Raw genomic sequence first — 15,553 nt, forward strand, 5'->3', positions numbered from 1 at the left:
AACTAGAAAGGCAAGGCACTGCTCACTTGTGAAGCTTAAGTGAACAGCATTGCCTATCTGATAATTCATTATGAGTTTTTCAATCAAAAATATTTCTTGTTTAAAATTCTGCAACTGACACTAAAAGTGTATGAAATTCGCCCATTTTTGTACTTTTTCGTTTTTTGAAGAAAAACAGGGCTTTTGTCGACATTCTTTCTGGAATGAACAGCTGTTCAGTTATGGAAGACAATCCAGGTACTTTCTTTAAGGATCCACGAATAAAGTCCTGAAGGATTTCGGCTTCAGGACTCTGGTTACGGATCGTTTTTTCTTCTTAAGAGAGCGGTTTACCTGCAGACCTACGATCAAATAAGTCCGACATGACGGATCGTCCTATGAAGCCTGTGGTTCTGGATCGACGCTCAGGCGTTTGGTTCTTTCTGGAGTCTGGCGACGCATTCCATGCCGGCGGTGTGGCTGAACATGTCGACGGGCTGAATAACATCAGCACGGTATCCGCCTTTTTGAAAAAGCTTGAGATCGCGAGCGAGCGTTCGCGGGTTGCAGGAAATATAGACGATGGTGCGCGGGGAAAGACGGACAATGTCCTCAATTCCCTGTTCGCTCATTCCCTTGCGAGGCGGATCGACAAAGACAACATCGGCGCTGTTTCCGTTCTGTCTAGCGAATACGCTGGCGTCTTCACAGACAAAGTGGGCGTTTTCGATGCCGTTGAGCTGCTGGTTTGCCCGTGCGTTTTCCACAGCTTCCGGGACAATTTCCACTCCAGTGACGTCTTTGGCTTCTCTTGCCGCAAGCAGACCGATTGTTCCGGTTCCAGAATACAGCTCAATGACACGGTCTGTCTTTTTCAGATTTGCGAATTCAAGCGCTTTGGCGTAGAGCACGCGGGTCATCTGCGGATTGACCTGGAAGAAGCTCTTGAAATGCAGGCGGATTTTCAGGCCCATGCAGCCTTCTTCCATGGAATCCGATCCATAGAGAACGGTGTAGTCATCGCCTAAAATCACGTTATCATCGCGCGTATTCTGGTTGAAGACAATGCTGACAAGGGCTGGGAAGGCTTCATGCAGCTTTTGGGCGAGCTCTTTGAGGCGGACATTTTTCCGTCCGATCAGAACGACCTGTCCCTGATGCGTTTCCGGGGAAAAGCGGATAAACAGGTGGCGCAGTTCTCTGGCCTGTTCGAGATCGAGATGTTCGATCAGCCAGCCAAAAATCGCGTTGATTTCGCGGTTTTCAATTTTGCATTTCTCCATGGGGACAATCGTATTGCTTTTGGGGCGGTAAAAGCCGGCGATAATCTTTCCGTCTTTTACAGCAATCGGAAACTGCGCTTTATTGCGGTAGTAATACGGTTCGTCCATTCCGATGGGATCGAGAATCTGTATGGAGGGATCCATCCGCCCAAACAGGGTACGCAGTCCTTTCGCTTTCCACTCAAGCTGCGCGGGATAGCGCAAATGCATCAGCGAACAGCCTCCGCATCGGGCTGCTGCATCGCAGGCGGGAGTTACGCGATCCGCGCTCTCCTGTTCGAGCCGCACGATTTTTCCAATCGCATAATCTTTCTTGACCAGCACGATGTGCACGCGCGCCTTTTCTTCGGGAAGCAGTCCGGAAACAAAGACGGTCATGCCTTCGTGATGGCCTATTCCAAATCCCTGGTCGCTTAAATCGGTGCAGACCAGATCAAATTCATCGTTTTTTCTCATGACCTTATTTTACCCGCTCCTGCACAAACAGGAGCAATGATGAATTCATCAGACCAGAGGGAAGCGAGCTGGTTTGCGGCCGCAGCAGGCATTCTCTGCGTTCTGATTTCTTTCCTATTTTTTTTAATATTGATTTTCATAGGGGCTTTTTGAATACAGGATCTTTAATTAACCGATGCTGGGTTAGAAGACTGCTTTGTTACAGCCAGCCGTTTTTTCCGGCTTGCGTTCGTCGAGCTTACCGCTGTCCGCTGATTTATGTCTGGTCTCTCGTTTCCTTCTGAATCTTTTGAACTTCTAAAGATTGAGCTTTTAAAGATATGGCTTTATCTTCTGGGTCTTTTGGGTCTGTTGTATCTCCTGGCTCTTTACGAAGCCTCCATGATCCGAACTGAAAGCCGGAACGAAGCATGAGGTCACGTCTGGTATTCCTCTTCGCTGGCGAAAATCACAGGCAGGACAGGACCTTTTCTTTTATCTGGCTTTCCCGTGGTTTTTTGGGTGCTGGATTCTGTTTCGGCCTCCTGTTTTTCCTTCGTCAGAAGCAGCCAGATATCCGAAAAGAAAAAGCTGCCGCACGACGATTTTCTTCAACAGGAAGAGGCAGAGGACTCAGGCTGCGAATCCCTGGGCTTTCCTCATGTTCGTGAGCTACGCCCCTGAGGAAAAAACGTCAAATCGCCAGCCGTGATGGAGAGACTGTGGGAAAGCGGCTCGCGTTCATGACTGCGCTCATCATAGCGGACCAGTTTTTTTGCTCCCTTCTTCGAACTCTCCCTGGTCTGCCTGGAGGTGTCGGTTTCGACCTCGATCCGTGCGTTTCATCAGGAGTAATTTCTGTCTATTCCGGTTAAATTTTGTTATCGTGTATTCCTGTTTTTCATTTTTTACTGGCTCGATTTTCCGCTGATTTTTCCTGGCTTTTCCGGGAAAATCCGACCCCTTTCCCCCGCAGGATTTACGCGGTTTTTCCTCCCGTTTTCGGGTGGTCATAACGCGAAAAAGAAAGTCAAAAATCCCCCGTTCAGAAATGTTGACAGCGCCCCTGTCATGAAATAATATTTAGCCGCCTATCTTATAGCCTGCTATCTGTTAGGCGACTATATTTCTATACGCCGTGCCGGATTCGAAGCCCATTCCTCTGGAACGAGCCGAAATATCTCTGGATTTCTTCCGGTTTCTCCTGGAAAAATTCAGGGAAGAATCGATCCAGCATACAGCGAATATACAGGTACAGTTTATTCAGGAAAGGGAGGAAAGGAGGATTACAGGATGGAGGAAAATACCCAGCAGGTCCAGTTTCTGCTCAAGATCCTGAGCAACCAGCTGAAGAAGGAGTTTAACGCCACGCTCAAATCGTACGGTCTGACCAAGGCGCAGTTTGATACGCTGCTGTTTTTAAGCTGCCGGCAGGAGGAGGACGTTCAGGTAAACCAGCGGGATCTGGAATCCTTTTTCCAGATTTCCAACCCGACGGTTTCTTCGATGCTCAACCGTCTTGAAAGCAAGAACCTGATCGAGCGCCACACGTCGCGTTCCGACCGGCGCATCCGCTACATCACGATTACGGATGAGGCGCGCGATCTGGTCGGCCGCATATCCGGTGCGCTCAACAAGAAGCGCTCCGAAATGTTTGCGGGGATCGATCCAGAAGATCTGGATACCGTCAAGCGTGTACTCACGCAGATTTTTTACAACCTGACAGGAAAGGAGGAAATCCAATTTGATTTCAACTTTATGCAAACAAATTAAGCAGTATAAGCGCGAAACCATTCTGACGCCGATTCTGGTTGCGATCGAAGTTGTCCTCGACATTCTGATTCCGTTTCTGATGTCCAAGATGGTCAACGAAGGCGTAAACACCGGCGATATGGCCGTGGTCTGGAACTATGGCCTGCTCATGCTGCTGTGTGCCGTGGGCGCGCTGATCACAGGCGGCCTTTCCGGCAAATACGCAGCCGTCGCTTCCGCCGGTTTTGCCAAAAACCTGCGCGACGCGGAATTCCGCAACATTCAGAACTTCTCGTTTTCCAATATTGACGAGTATTCTACCGGCGGCCTGATTACCCGTCTGACCACCGACGTTTCTAACGTACAGATGGCCTTCCAGATGATCATCCGCATCGCGGTCCGTGCGCCGCTCAACTTTTTCATGGCGCTGTTCATGGTGTTCTATCTCTCCGCGGAAATCGGCTGGTACATGCTTCTGGTCATTGTCCTGCTCGCCATCGCGGTCAGCATTCTGATCAAGCGCGCCGGTCCGGTCTTCAACAAGATGTTCAAGATGTACGATAACCTGAACGAAGAAATTCAGGAAAACATCACGGGCATCCGTCCAGTCAAGTCATTCGTTCGCGAAGACTACGAAATTCAGCGTTTCAACAAGCGCAGCCAGGACATCTACTCCGTCAACCGTACGGCCGAACTGATGATGATTCTCAACCAGCCGTTCGTACAGCTGGCCATGTATGCCTGCGTGCTGATCGTCAGCTTCGTCGGCGCGCACCAGATCGTCAACGGGACCATGATGGACGGTACGCTGATGTCTCTGTTTACGTACATCATGAACCTGCTCATGTCCCTGATGATGTTCTCGATGATCCTCGTCATGGTTACGATGTCGACGGCTTCGGCCAAGCGTATTGTGGAAGTCATCAACCAGGTTTCCTACCTCGAATCCCCCAGGGACGGCATTAAAGAAGTTAAGGACGGTTCGGTCGAATTCGATCACGTTTACTTCAACTATGCCGAACAGGTCGACGGCCACTACGTGCTGCGCGACATTAACTTCAATATTCCGTCCGGCCAGACCGTCGGCATTCTCGGTGCGACCGGTTCGTCCAAGTCGTCGCTCGTCAGCCTGATTCCGCGTCTGTATGACGTTACGAAAGGTTCCGTTAAAGTCGGCGGCAGGGACGTTCGTGAATACGATCTGAAAACGCTGCGTGACTCGGTTTCCATGGTCCTGCAGAAAAACGTACTGTTTTCCGGCACGATCAAGGAAAACATGCGCTGGGGCGATGAAAACGCGACCGATGAAGAAATCGTCGAAGCATGCAAGCTTGCCCAGGCCGATGACTTCATCTCCCGTATGCCGCACGGCTACGACACGTACATTGAACAGGGCGGTACCAACGTATCCGGCGGTCAGCGTCAGCGTCTGACGATTGCCCGTGCTCTGCTCAAAAAGCCAAAAATCCTCATTCTGGACGACTCCACGTCCGCGGTCGATACGAAAACCGACGCGCTCATCCGTGAAGCCTTCCGCACCAAAATTCCAAATACCACAAAAATTATTATTTCCCAGCGCGTATCCTCCATTCAGGATGCGGACCGCATTCTGGTTCTCGATCGAGGCCACCTTGTGGATTCCGGTACGCATGAAGAACTGCTGAAGTCGAGCGAAATTTACCGCACGACCTGGCAGGCCCAGCAGAAAGGAGGCGCAGACGATGCCGGCACCGATGAGACCGCAAAGTAACGCAGCGCACGGACGTCCAAAAAATCTCAACGGACTCAAACGCATCATGGCGATGATCTGGAAAAGCTACAAATGGCAGCTGATCATCATCGCTGTGCTTATTCTCTGCTCTTCCTTAGTCAACGTATACGGCAGCACGTTCCAGCAGCCGCTCATTGACGACTACATTCTCCCGATGGTCCAGAGCGGATCGAAGGACTTCACCCCGCTGACGATGGCGCTGAGTCAGCTGGCCATGATTTATCTGCTTGGCGTCGCTGCCACCTACACATGGAACCGCATGATGGTCAAAGTCAGCCTTGGCACCCTGAATAATGTGCGTGAAGATCTGTTCAGGCACATGCAGTCGCTGCCGATTCGCTATTTCGATACGCATGCGCACGGCGACATCATGTCGGTATACACCAACGATACCGATACGCTGCGGCAGCTCATTTCTCAGTCGCTGCCGCAGGTGTTCTCCTCGGGCATGACGATTCTCATGGTTCTTATTTCCATGATCCGTCTTTCCTGGGTACTCGCTCTGCTGACGGTTCTCTTCTCGGTCGGCATGATGCTCGTTGCCCGTATCATCACCCGCTCTTCGGGCCGCTACTTCCGCGAGCAGCAGGTGCAGCTTGGTAAAGCCAACGGCTATATCGAGGAAATGATCGAGGGCGCCCGCGTTGTCAAAGTGTTCTCCCACGAAAAGCAGGTCGTAAACGACTTCGACAAGATCAACGACGATCTCTGTCAGGCATCGACCAACGCGAACACCTTCGCCAACATTCTGATGCCGATCTGCGCCAACATCAGCTACATCTCCTATGTTGCCTGTGCACTGGCCGGATCCTACTTCGCCATCAACGGCATGTTCGGTATGACGCTCGGTACCATTTCGGCGATGCTGACGCTGAACCGTTCCTTCAACAACCCGATTACCCAGATTTCCCAGCAGATCAACTCCGTCGTTATGGCCCAGGCAGGTGCGTCCCGTATTTTCGAACTGATGGATGAGCCTTCCGAAACCGACCACGGCGTCGTTACCCTCGTCCGTGCGAAAAAAGTCGACGGCGAGTGGCAGGAATGCAAGGAATACACCGGCCACTGGTGCTGGAAGCACCCGCGTAAAGATGGCTATCAGCTCGTAGAATTGAAGGGCGACGTCATCTTCGACGATGTCACCTTCGGCTACACCCCGGAAAAAACCGTTCTGCACGACATTTCGCTCTACGCGCATGCCGGTCAGAAAATCGCCTTTGTCGGCGCGACGGGCGCCGGCAAGACGACGATCACCAACCTGATCAACCGGTTCTACGACATCAACCAGGGAACGATCACGTACGACGGCATCAACATCGAACTGATCGAAAAGCCGGACCTGCGCCGCTCCCTTGGCATCGTTCTGCAGGATACGCAGCTGTTCTCTGGAACGATTATGGACAACATCCGCTTTGGCAAGCTTGACGCGAGCGATGAAGAATGCATTGCCGCCGCCAAACTCGCCAACGCCGATTCGTTCATCAACCATCTCGAAAACGGCTACCAGACGTACATTCACGCCAACGGCGATTCCCTTTCCCAGGGTCAGCGCCAGCTGCTCGCCATTGCCCGTGCTGCCGTCGCCAACCCGCCGGTTCTGATTCTCGATGAAGCGACCAGCTCGATCGATACCCGTACCGAACGTCTTGTTCAGAACGGCATGGACGAGCTGATGAAAGGCCGTACGGTTTTCGTTATCGCGCACCGTCTGTCCACGATCATGAACTCCGACGCGATCATGGTTCTCGATCAGGGACGCATCATCGAACGCGGAAACCACGAAAGCCTGCTCGCCAAAAAAGGCGTGTACTACCAGCTGTACACCGGCGCGCTCGAAATGGACTAATCCGTTTCTCCTTTGAATCTTCTTTCTTTCGATCGATATCTTTTTCATCCCGGTTGAAAGTCGGCCTGTCGCCCTGTGGCGGCAGGCTTTTTTGTATGGTCCGCTCTCGATCGAACCGGCGCATTGTCTTGCCGGCTCTCTGCCGAATTGACGCTCTGCCCTGCCGGTTCTCTGGTTTGCCGTGCTTTGGTTTGTCGAGGTTCTGCTTTTTCGATTTTGGGATGGACGATCGCCTGCCGGCAAGTCAGCACACAAAAAAACGGATCCGCACCGGGATCTTTGGAAGTTTCCCGGGCGAATCCGCCGTTTCTGCATTGAATTTTCGAGTGTTTCGGATTGGCTTGGACTGAACTAGTGAACGCCGTACCAGCCGATGCCTTCGGCGTTCCAGCCGTTAGCGGCCAGGTAATTGCGTTCGTGCTCGTCGGTCGTGTAGTGATGCGATCCGGTGCCTTTTGCGTTCGGGTTATACAGACGATAGAGCGGTACGCTCTGGCTGTCATCGGAATATCAGCCGATGCCCTCGTCTTTCCAGCCAAACTTAATGAGCTGGTCGCGCTCTCTGGCGTCCATCGTGCAGTGATGGTCGCCCGCATTCGCGTTGTAGAGACGGTAAACCGGATGCTGAGAAGAAAGCGGCGCAATCCAGCCGATGCCTTCATCTTTCCAGCCCACACTGAGCAGATAGTTCTGTTCGCGCGTACCGGCGGTATAGAAATGCTCGCCGGAGTTTGGATTGTACAGACGGTACATGATCCGTTTGGTCGCCGGCCGGCTTGTGCCGTTTGTGCGGAGGGTAAAGGTCGCATTTTTCGAACCTTCGTAATAGCCGATGCCGGTTACGGTAACGGTCGCGATTCCCGCTTCGATGTTATTGGAATAGCTCAGCGTGTAATCCACATTGAGCGTCAGTTCCTGGCCATCAAGGCGAACGACTAGCTGCAGCGTCAGGGGCTGACCGGTATACGTCTGCGCGGGGATGGAATCGATCTGCGCGTCGGCCAGATTGCCTTTTGTCGCCGTGCTGCGGTATTTGACACTGGCATGGTCGCCAAAGTCGATGCCATTGAGGCAGGCAGTTCCAGACTGGTCAGATGCGTCGAGTAAAAGGCGCCTGGGCCAATTGCGGTTACGCCTGCGGGAATTGTGCAGGAACCGCTGCGGCCTGCTGGAAACTGAACGAGCGTTTTTCCGTCTTTTGAATAGAGAACGCCGTCGATGTCCGTATAGTTTGCATTGGCGGGATCCACGTAAATGTTCTGAAGGCCTTCTGCATAGGAGAACGTACCCGAGCGGACGCCCTGGTCGGTCGTATGAATGGACGTGATCGTCTGGATCGACGCCGGAATATGCACGGTGTTTATTCTCTTATCAAAGACCCTCTCTCCCAGAGCGGTTACGGGGTGGCCGTTTCGTTCGGTTGGAATCTTCACATCGGTATCAAACGCGTCGTACTGATACAGCGTATTCGTCTGGGTACTGCGGTCGAACGAATAGAAATAGCCGTCGCTGGGAAGAATGGAATAATGGCGCGGCGCTTTTCCGTCATTACCGGCATCCGCAACAAAATAACGGTCCTCGATTTAGGCGATGCCGTTGCGGTATCCGCTTAAGGCGACGGGATCCCGGTTGGCATTGCGCACGCGCGCTTCGATTCCATAATCTTCAAAGACTTTCTGAATCCTATACGAACTGGCCCAGCAGTCGCCGCTGCCGACCAGAATCATGCTCTTCCAGTCGGACGCCTTGCCGCTGTAGTCGAAACTGACGGCGAGTTTGCAGGCGCCTTCCAGCACCTGATACGGCGTTGCCCCGGCTGGAAGATATTCCTTTATCAGCTCTTCCAGACGCTGCGGCGCATAGACGTCATCGGCGTAGTTCAGGACGTTAAACGTAAAGTCCTGCGTACTGCCGTCGTTTTGCGTAACGCGAACAGTCGTCCTTCCGGTTTCATACTGGGTACGCGTTTTTGTCGCCCCGGTAATGGGCCCGCTCGTCCAGAAAATGCCGGACCAGTACCAGACGGTTCCTTTCGGCTTGACCAGACCGGTCGAACTGATTTCCACGTTCGGGTTCCAGGAATTAGGAGACACAAACGAGTAGGTGCCTGCGGGCAGCTGGAAGGACGTGGCGAGATTTTGCGGAATCTGCACGAAGCCTGCCTGCGTGGAATCGAGCGCATACAGGTTGATGTCCTGCGCCTGCGCTTCCGGTGTGCTGTCCGCTGGCGCTTTCGGCGCACTTTCCGGGATCGTTTCCGGATCGAGCGTGGTGGCCGGCGTACTTTCCGGAATTGTTTCCGGATCGGTCGCTGTATCCGGCATCATTTCCTGCTCACTGTCCAGGACAGATTCTGGATCGGACGCCGTTTCCGGCGTGCTTTCCGGCATCGCTTCATTGGCCCAGACGGGAAGCGCGGCGCGGCGCTCAGGCCAAGCGCTGAGCACAGAGCGATCGAAAGAAGAGATCGTTTTGACAAGATATATCCCCTTTTTCTTATCGGTTTCGGATTGATTTCTTCTCTTTTCGGCAACATTTTGCCGAAGCAAAGCCCGATGGATCTCCATCGGGCTTTTTTCTTTATTATGCACGCTGACCATAAACATGGATGCAGATTGCTGTTATGTACCACTTGCTTTGTTTATCCATCTAACCAATCATATTTTGTATACAACGAACATATATAGGAACTCTATGCATTTTGTGTGCGTCTGTGCATTTCCTGTTCCTCGATACCGTTCTGTACGCAGATTGGGTTTCCAGGACCTGTCGGCTGGCTTTTAAGCCCAGTCGGGAATGGACTGGCCGAGATTCATGTTCGCCTTCATCCAGGCATACACCATAAGAGAAACCTGTCCCATCAGATTCTGACCGGATGCGGCACTTGGCAGATCGTCGCAGAGCATTGTAATCACGTATGTGCCAAAAGGCGCATCGACGAGCACCGTATCGTTCTGGCAGAAATCGAGCCAGCCAGGCTTGTTGGCGGTTCTCGCTTCGGAAGGAATGCCGCTGAGCAGACGGCCGGGGACGGCCTGCGTCTGCAGCAGGGTTTTCATGCGTCTGGAGTTTTTCAGACGGCCTTCCTGAATGTCGCACAACATCTGCGAGGCATCTTTTGCAGAAGTGAAGTTGCCGTACGGACGGCCTGACATGTACGTGTCACTGTAGCCGTGCGCCTGGTTCCAGGCGTTGAGCACCTGAATGCCGGCCGAATAACTGCCGCCGCCCAGGACGCTCACCAGATACACCCAGGCATCGTTGCTGGAAACGGAAATCATGACCGAAAGCTGCTGTTCGAGGCGCATCGGCGTCGCAAACGCGGCGTATCGTTCGTAGTTTTCAAAAATGGCGCCCATCACAAACATCTTCATGACGCTTGCCGACTGCTGGGAATGAGAATTCACCACAATTTTTTCATCTCGTCCGGGCACGCGAACCGCAAAGGAAATTTCAGCGTTTCGTGCGGAACTGTTCGCAATCGTCTGCTCGATTTGGCGCTGGAGATCTTCAAAGTCGGGCATCAGTGCACCCGTCGCGTCATCAAAGCGGCACATATGGCCCTTGATGTTTCTGCGTCCGGAAACGCGCCAGCCGTTTTCGTCGTACCAGCAAACCTTTTTCGGATTTCCGTACTGCACAAAGGAATTTTTCACACGGTGGCCGTCACTGAGATCATAAAAAGCGATTCCGCCGCTTTTCTGCACTTCGCCAGTCACCATTTTTCCATCCGATCCAAACTGAAATTCATGGACCTGACCGTTCAAGGTTAACGTCTGTTCGCCGGTAAGCATGCGTCCTCCCTGGCTTTCGTCAAAGCAATAGCGATCCCCAAAAATCGAAGTAAAGCCATACAGCGGCTGATCGTCGGGATCAAAGGCGGTAATGAAAGACGGATCGTCTGGATCCTTCACAAACGAATACAGATTGAGCGCGTTCCAGCTGCCGTTTTCTTCTTTCCAGCCAAATTCCACCAGCCGCTCTTTTTCCCTTCGATCGAGTGTGAAATGATGCGAGCCGGTTTTCGCGTTGGGATTGTAGAGCCGCAGCACGGGCTGCTGATTGATTTCAGCGGAATAAAAGGCGATGTTTTCATCTTTCCAGCCCATCGAAAGGAGCGCCTGCCGCTCGTTTGGACTGCACGTATAGTGATGCTCGCCATTCGCGCTCTGATACAGACGATACACGGGTATATTCGAAGAGACCGGCTGCAAAAAGCGCACGCCCTCATCTTTCCAGCCCTGCTTGACCAGGCCTGCGATTTCCTTGGGATCGGCGGTGTAAAAGTGTTCGCCGCTGTTCGGATTGTAAACCGAAGAAACGGATACGTGCTCCTGTTTTTTCAGCGCGCTCTGGACAATTTCGTATTCGGCAATCGCGTCCTGAATCAGCGTATTGCTGCAGGTTTCATTCCACTGTACGAGAACCTCCGGATTTTCGCGATACGTTTCGAGTTCCTGCTTGCGGCGCAGAAGAGTGTGCCGTACCGGATTTTCATCCCAGCCAAACGTGTTCCAGACAATGCCCTCAGCACTGGCCTGACCAACTTTCGGATAAACAAAGACGCGTCCCGAAACGGCCCGACCGTTTTCGTCAAACCAGAACTCGCTGCCGTTTTCATCCTGTTCCAGAGTATTTCGGTGCATCGAACCGGTTTCGAGATCGAAGAAATAGCGATCGTTCTCAACTTGCGCAAAGCCGAGAAGCTGACGGCCGTCGGGCATGGAATACCTATCGGGCTCTCCGTTTTCTTCGATCCATCCGGTTTGAAGAACGCCGGTTTCATCGAATTCGTACCAGTCGTCGTAAAGGCCGACACGCCCTTTGAGTTCGTTCTGATCTGAATCAAAGCCGTGGATTTCCCCGTTATCGTTTCGCGCGAAATCGTAATCGCTGATCGCGAAAAAGGCAGTTCCTTCCGCTTTCCAGCCGGCCTGAATCAGCGCATTGTGCTCCTTGAGTGAGAGCGTATAGTGATGCGATCCGGATCGGGCGTTGGGATTGTACAGACGATACACCGTACGGCCGTATTCGCTTTCCGAATAAAAGGCGATTCCCTCATCTTTCCAGCCCGCCTGAACCAGACCGTTTCTCTCGTTTTCGCTTTTCGTGTAGTGATGATCGGAGGCGTTGGGATTGTACAGCCGGTACACCGGTTCGCCATCTTCCACAGGCGTACTCCAGGCGGTATCTTCGTCTTTCCAGCCGGAGGAAATCAGCACTTCGCGCTCTTTGGCCGAACTGGTATAAAAATGTTCCCCGCTGTTCGGGTTATACAGACGATACAGAACGCAGCCATCCTTCTGGGAGGTCAGCCACGTCCAGTTCGTCTGAACATCGGCTGGAGAAGCTTCATCCAAGCCTTCGATGTCGGTATTTTCATCCGCTTGTTCACCCTTTTGTTGAGGCACTTCTTCGGACGCTTTTTCTTCTGACTTACGCTTTCCTGTGTATTGGAAGCAAAACCATTGTCTGTGCTTTTTTCTGAATCCGTGGTTTTCTTTTCCACTGGCCGCTTCGGCATGGCGGGCATCGGCCTGGACGTTTCGGTCTGGATTGCCGGGTCTTCTTTCGCCTGCAGCATCAGGATGCTCGAGCTGATCGTACAGGCGCAAAGCAGCGCAAGCGCGGTGTGCATTTGTTTTTTTGTACTGGATCGATTCATTGTTTTCCCCTTTTTCTCTTTCGTGAATCGGTTCCAAACCAGACGGCCCGCTTTATACAGTCCCGGTCTGGTTTTCTTTTGTCCATATCCTGTCAACGGTGCAATCTGGACACAACCGTTGTCAGTTTATCGTCTGGTTTGCACAAAAAATAGACTTGTTTTGTACAGACCTTCAAAACCGGGCTCGATCGGATCGTTGTCCGGTTTGGCATCTGCCCGGGATCGTTCGGTTTTTCGTATATCGGTTCTGGAGGATGTATGAAAAACAAAACGATTGATGAACTGCTCGCCTTGCTCGATGAGGGCATTGCTCAGCTGCTTGAAGGCGATGAATACCGCCAGTATTTGAAAACGATGTCCCGCTTTCCGTCCTATTCCATACGCAATACCCTGCTGCTGTACAAACAGTGTCCGCAAGCCAGTCTGGTCGCCGGCTTTCAGACGTGGGAGCGCGTGTTTGGCCGCCACGTCAAAAAGGGGGAAAAAGGTCTGCGCATTCTCGCCCCGTATTCCTACAAAGTCAAAACAAAAGATACTGGAAAGGAACAGCTCGAAACCCGCACCGGCTTTCGCTCCATTTCCGTCTTCGACATTTCCCAGACCGAAGGCAAGCCGCTGCCCCCGCCGCCTCAGGTCCGAACGCTCGAAGGCGAATGCGACTTGTTCGAACCGGCCATACCGCTGCTCGAAAGGCTGACCGGCTTTCAAATCGAACGCTGCGCGCTCGAACATGGTGTCAACGGCACCTGCCGCTATGACGAGCAGCGCATTCGCATTAACGAAACGCTGAACTCCCGCCACGCGTTTAAAACGCTCACCCACGAATGCGCCCACGCGCTTCTGCACAATTTTGGCGTCTGCGATCACAGCCGAATGGATGCCAGAGAACAGGCGCTCATCGACCGTCTGCTTCAGTCGCCCGAACTGCGGGAGACGGAAAGCGAATCGGTAAGCTTTGTGGTGTGCATGGCCTGCGGCATCGACTGTTCCGAGTATTCCTTTGCCTATATCGCCACCTGGCTTTCGGGAAAAGAACTGCTTCCCGCTTCCCTCGCGCGCATTTCAAACTGCGCGCAGAAAATGCTTCTCGCACTGCAGCCGCTGCTTACTGCAGCCGCTGCTTAAGGATACAGCGCCGGGTGCACAGAATGCTCATCGCACTTCCAGCTCTCCTCCTGCCTCGCAAACAAAAGCCTGACCGCTCTGACCAAATCGATTCCAGTGCGCGGTTTTCCCAGCCAGATTTACCCGGACATCGATACGGTCTTCCCGGACCTGCTCCTTGATCCGGACGCCTAAAATAGAGAATATGAACAATTCCAATACCCATGCATTAGTCCTTGGCGGCGGAGGCAGCCGGGGCAGTTATACAATCGGCGTTTTGACGACGCTGATGGAACAGAAAAAAACGTATGATCTGGTCACCGGCATTTCGATCGGCGCCATTGTCGGGGCGCTGTATGCGATGAACAAACCGGTCGATCTTTCGTCGATGATTGCTTCCTTTCCTTCAAGCGGTCTGGCCGACAGTCTGTTTTCCTTTCCGGACTGCCACAAGGCAGCCGACGAAGCTTCCAAAGGCTTTGATGCCTACGTCAAGGCGTTCCAGAACAACGGACCGACAACGGAAACCCTCTCCAAGGTGTTTCACTCGCTCTTTGACTTTGACGCCTTTGAAAAATCCAGTCTGAACTTCGCGTGTCTGGCATCCAACGTCAGCAAGAACCAGGCGCGCATCTTTACGAAAAACGAACTCACTTCCCCCGAAAAAGTGGAGCAGGCCGTTCTGGCTTCGGCTGCCTATTTCCCGGCGTATTCGCTCGTGAATATTGATGGGGACTACTATGGCGACGGCGGTTTTCTCAACTGGTCGTTAGGCCGTGTGGCCAAAGAACTGGGCGCGAAAAAGATGACGCTCGTCTCGCTGGCCCAGCCCGGCGACAATCTCGTGTACGAAAAAGACGAGACGGAACTGCTGATCCGCCCGATTGTCCCGCTGGCGGGCTTTCTCAATTTTGGAACGGCTACTCTGCGCAATCAGATTATGCAGGGACGGCTCGAAGCCCTGAAGACGATGAATCTGGCGCCTGGCTACGTCTACACCTTTTATCCCGACGACGCGCTGATCTTCTCTTCTCTCTCCCGTATGGCCGTCGACATTCTCAACCGAAACCACATTCAGCTCGAAAACGGCATGTTAATCGAAGGCCTCGAAACGCTGATGGGCTGCAGGCTGCAGCCGCTGGAAAACGAGTATATGAAGCACTACCAGTTTGGGCTTCTGCTCGAATGTCTGGCTGCAGTCGCGGGCATGGACTTTTATCGCCAGTATCATCTGGGCGATTTTACAAAGGAAATGCTGAGGCGTCTGGAAAGTTTCTCCCTGCATCCGCAGGCTGCCGTTCTTGGCTCGACCCTGCAGACGGATCGCATGGGAGCCATGAATCTGATGGCGTTCTTTTATGGGGGACTCAAGCGCAACAACGGCCATTTACCCGCGGAATACGACATTCTCAAAACCAAATTCGATTCCGTCTTCCTGCTCGCCCTCGCATGGTACGTGCTGGAAAAATTCTCGCCCGTTCTCAAGCTTCTCTAAACTGCTTCCTGCCCTTTAAGGCTTACCCCGCCGCCTTTCCTAAGGGGCAAACCGTTTTATTCTCACCAGTTTTCATGCAAGACCAGAACCAGCAGTTTGCTTATGCGGCCGCAAAGGTTCTGGTCTTTTTTTCGGACCGCACTGTCTCTTCGCCCAATAGAAAAAGCCCTGTAAGTGTCAAACAATCGACGGGTATACGCGAGACTGAATATTAGATACGCTA

At 52.7% G+C, this 15,553-nt stretch carries 12 protein-coding genes; 5 read left to right on the plus strand and 7 right to left on the minus strand.

The genetic code is table 11. The annotated features are described in order from the left end of the window. Positions 1-404: 404 nt before the first annotated feature. Positions 405-1,718: a 23S rRNA (uracil(1939)-C(5))-methyltransferase RlmD gene (gene rlmD, locus Q2J39_RS08495; RefSeq protein WP_288338893.1), complete on the minus strand. Its 1,314-nt coding sequence runs from the start codon at positions 1,716-1,718 to the stop codon at positions 405-407. Beyond that, positions 1,715-1,858, minus strand: coding sequence for a hypothetical protein (locus Q2J39_RS08500; RefSeq protein ID WP_288338894.1), 144 nt, complete (start codon positions 1,856-1,858; stop codon positions 1,715-1,717). The genes rlmD and Q2J39_RS08500 overlap by 4 nt, the downstream gene beginning before the upstream one ends. A gap of 1,132 nt (positions 1,859-2,990) precedes the next feature. Between Q2J39_RS08500 and Q2J39_RS08505 the strand changes: the two genes are divergently transcribed. The 3 genes from Q2J39_RS08505 to Q2J39_RS08515 are packed head-to-tail and all read left to right on the plus strand — an operon-like array spanning position 2,991 to position 7,066. Beyond that, positions 2,991-3,470 (plus strand): MarR family winged helix-turn-helix transcriptional regulator, encoded by a 480-nt coding sequence (locus Q2J39_RS08505; RefSeq protein WP_288338895.1) that lies wholly within the window; start codon positions 2,991-2,993, stop codon positions 3,468-3,470. Then, on the plus strand, positions 3,442-5,199 hold the full coding sequence (locus Q2J39_RS08510; RefSeq protein WP_230268032.1) for an ABC transporter ATP-binding protein: 1,758 nt from the start codon (positions 3,442-3,444) through the stop codon (positions 5,197-5,199). The genes Q2J39_RS08505 and Q2J39_RS08510 overlap by 29 nt, the downstream gene beginning before the upstream one ends. A gap of 46 nt (positions 5,200-5,245) precedes the next feature. Next, positions 5,246-7,066, plus strand: coding sequence for an ABC transporter ATP-binding protein (locus tag Q2J39_RS08515; protein ID WP_288338919.1), 1,821 nt, complete (start codon positions 5,246-5,248; stop codon positions 7,064-7,066). A gap of 351 nt (positions 7,067-7,417) precedes the next feature. On the opposite strand, the gene Q2J39_RS10805 is transcribed toward Q2J39_RS08515, so the two are convergent. From Q2J39_RS10805 to Q2J39_RS08535, 5 genes are all read right to left on the minus strand, one after another. Then, on the minus strand, positions 7,418-7,540 hold the full coding sequence (locus Q2J39_RS10805; protein ID WP_353887485.1) for a hypothetical protein: 123 nt from the start codon (positions 7,538-7,540) through the stop codon (positions 7,418-7,420). Positions 7,541-7,576: 36 nt separating this feature from the next. Next, entirely contained in the window at positions 7,577-7,966 is a 390-nt protein-coding gene (locus Q2J39_RS08520; RefSeq protein ID WP_288338896.1) for a hypothetical protein, read from the minus strand. A gap of 47 nt (positions 7,967-8,013) precedes the next feature. Further along, positions 8,014-8,499 (minus strand): leucine-rich repeat domain-containing protein, encoded by a 486-nt coding sequence (locus tag Q2J39_RS08525; protein ID WP_230268034.1) that lies wholly within the window; start codon positions 8,497-8,499, stop codon positions 8,014-8,016. 150 nt (positions 8,500-8,649) lie between these two features. Continuing rightward, complete coding sequence (locus Q2J39_RS08530; RefSeq protein ID WP_288338897.1) at positions 8,650-9,513, minus strand: hypothetical protein; 864 nt, start codon at positions 9,511-9,513, stop codon at positions 8,650-8,652. Between the two features lie 333 nt (positions 9,514-9,846). Continuing rightward, the gene (locus Q2J39_RS08535; protein WP_288338898.1) at positions 9,847-12,477 is read right to left on the minus strand and encodes a serine hydrolase; all 2,631 of its coding nucleotides are present in this window, start codon (positions 12,475-12,477) and stop codon (positions 9,847-9,849) included. A gap of 512 nt (positions 12,478-12,989) precedes the next feature. Between Q2J39_RS08535 and Q2J39_RS08540 the strand changes: the two genes are divergently transcribed. Both Q2J39_RS08540 and Q2J39_RS08545 read left to right on the plus strand, forming a co-directional pair. Beyond that, on the plus strand, positions 12,990-13,856 hold the full coding sequence (locus tag Q2J39_RS08540) for an ArdC-like ssDNA-binding domain-containing protein (protein ID WP_288338899.1): 867 nt from the start codon (positions 12,990-12,992) through the stop codon (positions 13,854-13,856). A 184-nt stretch (positions 13,857-14,040) separates the two neighbouring features. After that, positions 14,041-15,330 (plus strand): patatin-like phospholipase family protein, encoded by a 1,290-nt coding sequence (locus Q2J39_RS08545; protein WP_288338900.1) that lies wholly within the window; start codon positions 14,041-14,043, stop codon positions 15,328-15,330. Positions 15,331-15,553 lie beyond the last annotated feature (223 nt).

The organism is uncultured Allobaculum sp. (assembly GCF_948576815.1).
GTDB lineage: Bacteria > Bacillota_I > Bacilli_A > Erysipelotrichales > Erysipelotrichaceae > Allobaculum > Allobaculum fili.

What these genes read in the sequence shown, in the direction of transcription:
- Q2J39_RS08500 (WP_288338894.1), bottom strand. Translation starts at nt 1,858, where the DNA reads ATGAAAATCAATATTAAAAAAAATAGGAAAGAAATCAGAACGCAGAGA.
- Q2J39_RS08515 (WP_288338919.1), top strand. Translation starts at nt 5,246, where the DNA reads ATGGCGATGATCTGGAAAAGCTACAAATGGCAGCTGATCATCATCGCT.
- Q2J39_RS08545 (WP_288338900.1), top strand. Translation starts at nt 14,041, where the DNA reads ATGAACAATTCCAATACCCATGCATTAGTCCTTGGCGGCGGAGGCAGC.
- rlmD (WP_288338893.1), bottom strand. Translation starts at nt 1,718, where the DNA reads ATGAGAAAAAACGATGAATTTGATCTGGTCTGCACCGATTTAAGCGAC.
- Q2J39_RS08505 (WP_288338895.1), top strand. Translation starts at nt 2,991, where the DNA reads ATGGAGGAAAATACCCAGCAGGTCCAGTTTCTGCTCAAGATCCTGAGC.
- Q2J39_RS08540 (WP_288338899.1), top strand. Translation starts at nt 12,990, where the DNA reads ATGAAAAACAAAACGATTGATGAACTGCTCGCCTTGCTCGATGAGGGC.